This is a genomic window from Thiobacillus sp. (assembly GCF_024708915.1).
The window spans coordinates 1-4,691 of record NZ_JANJXQ010000052.1 but is presented as its reverse complement, the minus strand read 5'-3'; the positions used below and the strand labels follow the sequence as shown (position 1 = coordinate 4,691).

Annotated in this window: 5 protein-coding genes; all 5 read right to left on the bottom strand. The window is 65.8% G+C overall.

Translation table 11 applies throughout. From position 1 onward, the window contains the following. Window positions 1–551, bottom strand: a 551-nt coding sequence (locus Q0L94_RS04265; RefSeq protein ID WP_296750377.1) for a ParB/RepB/Spo0J family partition protein, incomplete at its 3' end; no start/stop codon positions are given. After that, the gene (locus Q0L94_RS04260) at window positions 551–1,336 is read right to left on the bottom strand and encodes a ParA family protein (protein ID WP_296750375.1); all 786 of its coding nucleotides are present in this window, start codon (window positions 1,334–1,336) and stop codon (window positions 551–553) included. The genes Q0L94_RS04260 and Q0L94_RS04265, both read right to left, overlap by 1 nt. After that, entirely contained in the window at window positions 1,333–1,959 is a 627-nt protein-coding gene (gene rsmG / locus Q0L94_RS04255) for a 16S rRNA (guanine(527)-N(7))-methyltransferase RsmG (RefSeq protein ID WP_296750374.1), read from the bottom strand. Before rsmG ends, Q0L94_RS04260 begins: the two co-directional genes overlap by 4 nt. Window positions 1,960–1,985: 26 nt before the next feature. Further along, complete coding sequence (mnmG, locus tag Q0L94_RS04250; protein ID WP_296750372.1) at window positions 1,986–3,911, bottom strand: tRNA uridine-5-carboxymethylaminomethyl(34) synthesis enzyme MnmG; 1,926 nt, start codon at window positions 3,909–3,911, stop codon at window positions 1,986–1,988. Window positions 3,912–4,013: 102 nt separating this feature from the next. Continuing rightward, on the bottom strand, window positions 4,014–4,691 hold a 678-nt coding region (locus Q0L94_RS04245), incomplete at its 5' end, for an ATP-binding cassette domain-containing protein (protein ID WP_296750370.1).

The following is a 4,691-nucleotide window of genomic DNA, read 5'->3' as shown; positions in this document are numbered from 1 at the left end:
GCATGGCCCATTTCGATCAGTCCGGCGACGAGCATGTCCTGCACCGGGTGCGACAGATTCAACAGGCGCAACAGGTTGGACACCGCCGCACGCGATTTGCCGACCGCCTGCGCAACGGCATCGTGCGTCATGCCGAATTCGTGAATCAGGCGCTGCAGGCCGTGCGCTTCGTCGATCGCGTTGAGGTCCTCGCGCTGGATGTTTTCGATCAGCGCCATCGCCGCCACCGCATCGTCGGCGACATCGCGCAGCAGCACCGGGATTTCGCTCAATCCGGCCAGCTGTGCCGCGCGCCAGCGCCGCTCGCCGGCGATGATTTCGTAGCCGCCCGCGACCTCGCGGGCAAGGATCGGCTGCATCAGCCCCTGCGCGCGGATGGAATCGGCCAGCTCCTGCAGCGATTCGCTATCCATTTGCGTGCGCGGCTGGTATTTGCCGGGCGCCAGGTGCGCCACGTTCATCATGCGCAGGTCGCCCTGCGGCGGCGCAGCGCTGTCTTCACCGCCCAGTAGCGCGTCGAGCCCGCGCCCGAGTCCCTTGAGTTTGGCCATTATGCAGTTTCCCCTACGGTGATGCCGGCACGCCTGAGCGTTTCCTCGGCCAGGTCCATGTACGCCTTCGCGCCCTTGCACTGGCGGTCGTAGGCCAGCACCGGCAAGCCGTGGCTGGGCGCCTCCGCCAGCCGCACGTTGCGCGGAATCACGGTGTCGTACACCTTGTCGCCGAAATGCTGCTTGATCTGCTCCGACACCTGTTGCGCCAGCGTGCTGCGCGGGTCGAACATCACCCGCAGCAGGCCCTCGATGCGGATATCCGGATTCAGCCGCTGTTTCACTTTCTTGATGGTGGCGACCAGGTCGGTCAGCCCTTCCAGCGCGTAGTACTCGCACTGCATCGGGATCAGCACCGCCTCTGCTGCCGCGAACGCGTTGACGGTCAGCAGGTTCAGGGTCGGCGGGCAGTCCATCAGGATGAAGTCATAGTCGTCGGCGACCTGCGCCAGCGCCACCTTCAAGCGCAAGTCGCGCTGCTCCAGATTCACCAGATCGATCTCCGCACCCGCCAGTTCGCGGTTGGCCGGGATGACGTCGAAATGGCCGGGCTCCGAACGCATGCGCGCCTCGCGCACGCTCACCTGATTGAGCAGGATCTGGTACACCGTCGGTAGCGCGGTGCGTTTTTCGATGCCGGCGCCCATGGTCGCGTTGCCCTGCGGATCAAGATCGGCCAGCAGCACGCGCTGCCCAAGTTCGGCCAGGCTCGCGGCCAGGTTCACCGCCGTCGTCGTCTTGCCGACGCCGCCTTTCTGGTTGGCAATTGCCAGGATTCGACTCATTCAACAGGCTCCAGAACAATCAGGTGGCGGGTCACGTCCAGACCCGGAACGGCCAGTACGTGGTCAGCGCTCACTCTCACGCCAGATGGCAGTCCAGCGATCTCCTCGTGCGGATACAGGCCTTTCATCGCCAGCCAGCAGCCGCCTGGATTGAGCAGATGGCGGGTCAGCGTGACGAACGCATTGAGGTCGGAAAACGCCCGCGACGTGATGACGTCAAAGCCAGCCGCGGGCCGAAAATCCTCCACCCGGCCGGTGATCACCTGCACGTTGGCCAACCCCAATTCGGCCTTGGCCTGCAGCAGGAAAGCGGTTTTCTTGGCAATGCTGTCGATCAGCGTCACCCGCAATTCCGGCCGCACGATCGCCAGCGGGATGCCCGGCAAACCGCCACCGCTACCGACGTCGAGCACCTGCTCGCGCGTAAAAAAAGGCACTGCTGCCAGCGAATCCAGCAGATGATGGCTGACCATACGCCCGGCATCGCGTACAGCGGTGAGGTTGTAGACGCGATTCCATTTGTCCAGCAGCGCGAGATACGCCAGCAGCCTTGCCTGGGCTCCGGCGGGCAAGGCCAGCCCAAGGGCGGCGATTCCCGCCGCGAGTTGTGCCTGAGGCGTCATGCGCTTTTCGTTAATCGGGTTGGGTATCACGATTGCCCCCTCTCCCGCAAGCGGGGGAGGGTTGGGGAGGGGGCGTCGGGCTTGAAGCCGCGTTTGGCATACACCAGCAGCACCGAGATCGCTGCCGGGGTGATGCCCTGCAAGCGGGACGCCTGCCCCAGCGTTTCGGGACGGGCCTTTTGCAGGCGCTGGCGCACTTCCATCGACAGCCCGGTGAGCCGGCCGTAGTCGAGATCCGCGGGCAGGCGCAGGTTTTCCTGTTCGCGCTGCCTGTCGACTTCCTCGTTCTGGCGATCGATATAACCCTGGTATTTGGCGGCGATTTCGACCTGCTCGGCAACGCGTGCGTCCGCCTCCCCTGCCCCGCCACCGGGCAAAGCCAGTATCTGCGTGTAGTTCAAATTCGGCCGGCGCAGCAGTTCGAACAGGCTGTATTCGTGTTCGATCGGCTGGCCGATCAGGCGGGTGGCCGCAGCGGCCGGCAGGATGGCCGGATTGACCCAGGTCGATTTCAGCCGCTCGGTTTCGCGCGCCACCGCATCGCGCTTGCGGTTGAAAGCACCCCAGCGCGCGTCGTCGATCACGCCCAGCTCGCGGCCGATTGCGGTCAGCCGCATGTCGGCGTTGTCCTCGCGCAGTTGCAGGCGGTATTCGGCGCGGCTGGTGAACATGCGGTAGGGCTCGGAGACGCCGCGCGTGATGAGGTCGTCGACCAGTACGCCCATATACGCTTCATGCCGGCCCGGGCTCCAGGCGTCGCGTCCGCACACCTGTAAACCGGCATTGATGCCGGCCAGCAGCCCCTGCGCGGCGGCTTCCTCGTAACCGGTGGTGCCGTTGATCTGCCCGGCGAAAAACAGCCCGGCGATCGACTTGGTCTCCAGCGAAGACTTGAGGTTGCGCGGGTCGTAGTAATCGTATTCGATGGCGTAGCCGGGGCGCAGGATGTGCGCATTTTCCAGCCCCGGAATCGAGCGCACGATGGCGAGCTGGACGTCGAACGGCAGCGAGGTCGAGATGCCGTTGGGATAGATTTCGTGAGTCGTCAGCCCCTCCGGTTCGAGGAAGATCTGATGGCTGGCCTTGTCGGCGAAGCGGGTGATCTTGTCCTCGATCGACGGGCAGTAGCGCGGCCCCACCCCTTCGATGACACCGGTGTACATCGGCGAACGGTCGAGTCCGCTGCGGATGATGGCGTGCGTTGCCGCCGTGGTGTGGGTGATCCAGCACGGCCGCTGCGCGGGATGCATCGCCGCGTCGCCCATGAAGGAGAATGCCGGTGCCGGATCGTCGCCGGGTTGCAGCTGGGTGCGGCTGAAATCGATGCTGCGGCCGTCGATGCGCGGCGGGGTGCCGGTCTTCAGCCGCCCTGCCGGCAGGCTCAGTTCGCGCAAGCGTGCGGCGAGCGATACCGCGGGCGGATCGCCCATGCGCCCGGCCTGAAAGTTTTCCAGCCCGACGTGCACCAGGCCGGCGAGGAAGGTGCCGGCGGTCAGCACCACCGCACGACCGCCGAACTCGATGCCGAGCTGGGTTCTCACGCCGACGACGCGGTCGCCTTCGAGCACCAGGTCGTCGACCGCCTGCTGGAACAGCGTGAGATTGGGCTGGTTTTCCAGGCGCTGGCGGATCGCCGCCTTGTACAGCACGCGGTCGGCCTGCGCGCGGGTGGCGCGCACCGCCGGTCCCTTGGACGAATTGAGGGTGCGGAACTGGATCCCCGCCGCGTCGGTGGCGAGCGCCATTGCGCCGCCCAGCGCGTCGACCTCCTTGACCAGATGCCCCTTGCCGATGCCGCCGATCGACGGATTGCACGACATTGCGCCGAGGGTTTCGATGTTGTGCGTCAGCAGCAGCGTTTTCACGCCCATGCGCGCGGCCGCCAGCGCAGCCTCGGTACCGGCATGGCCGCCACCGACGACGATGACATCGAAGGACTCGGGGAATTTCATGGGCGCCATTCTACCCGTTGCCGGGTTCCGTTTCACGTGACCATGTTTCACGTGGAACATGGTCACGTGAACCTCGAACCCGCGGGTGCCGGCCTTCGCCGTTCAGCTGGCAGCCGCCTTGGCCTCCAGCGCCTCCCAGCGCGCCAGCGCGTCGAGCAACTCGGCATCGATGGCCTCGCTGCGGGCATGCAGGGAAACGGCGTCCTGAGGATGGGCCTGATAAAGTGCGGGGTCGGCCAGCCGTTCGGCAATCTGCGCCTGTTCGGTTTCCAGTTCGGCGATCTGCGCCGGCAAGGCTTCGAGCTCGCGCGCCTCCTTGTAGCTGAGTCTGCTTTTGGGCTCGGGTTTCGCCGCCCCGGGCTGCGCCGCGGCCTTGGGGCTTGCCGCCCGCGTGGGCTCGGGTGCGCGCTGCTGTTGCTTCCATGCCTGCCAGTCGGCATAGCCGCCGACGATCTCGGTCAGCCGGCCCTCACCCTCGAACACGATCGACTGGGTGACGACGTTGTCCAGGAACGCGCGATCGTGCGAGACGATGATCACCGTACCGCTGTAGTCCTGCAGCAACTGTTCCAGCAACTCCAGGGTATCGATGTCGAGATCGTTGGTCGGCTCGTCCAGCACCAGGAGGTTGGCCGGGCGCGCGAACAGCCGCGCCAGCAGCAGCCGGTTGCGCTCGCCGCCGGACAGCGCCGAGACCTTGGCGCGCGCCCGTTCGGCGGGGAACAGGAAGTCTTCCAGGTAGCTGATGACGTGCTTTTTCTGCCCGCCGATTTCCACGTA

What these genes read in the sequence shown, in the direction of transcription:
- Q0L94_RS04260 (WP_296750375.1), bottom strand. Translation starts at nt 1,336, where the DNA reads ATGAGTCGAATCCTGGCAATTGCCAACCAGAAAGGCGGCGTCGGCAAG.
- rsmG (WP_296750374.1), bottom strand. Translation starts at nt 1,959, where the DNA reads ATGACGCCTCAGGCACAACTCGCGGCGGGAATCGCCGCCCTTGGGCTG.
- mnmG (WP_296750372.1), bottom strand. Translation starts at nt 3,911, where the DNA reads ATGAAATTCCCCGAGTCCTTCGATGTCATCGTCGTCGGTGGCGGCCAT.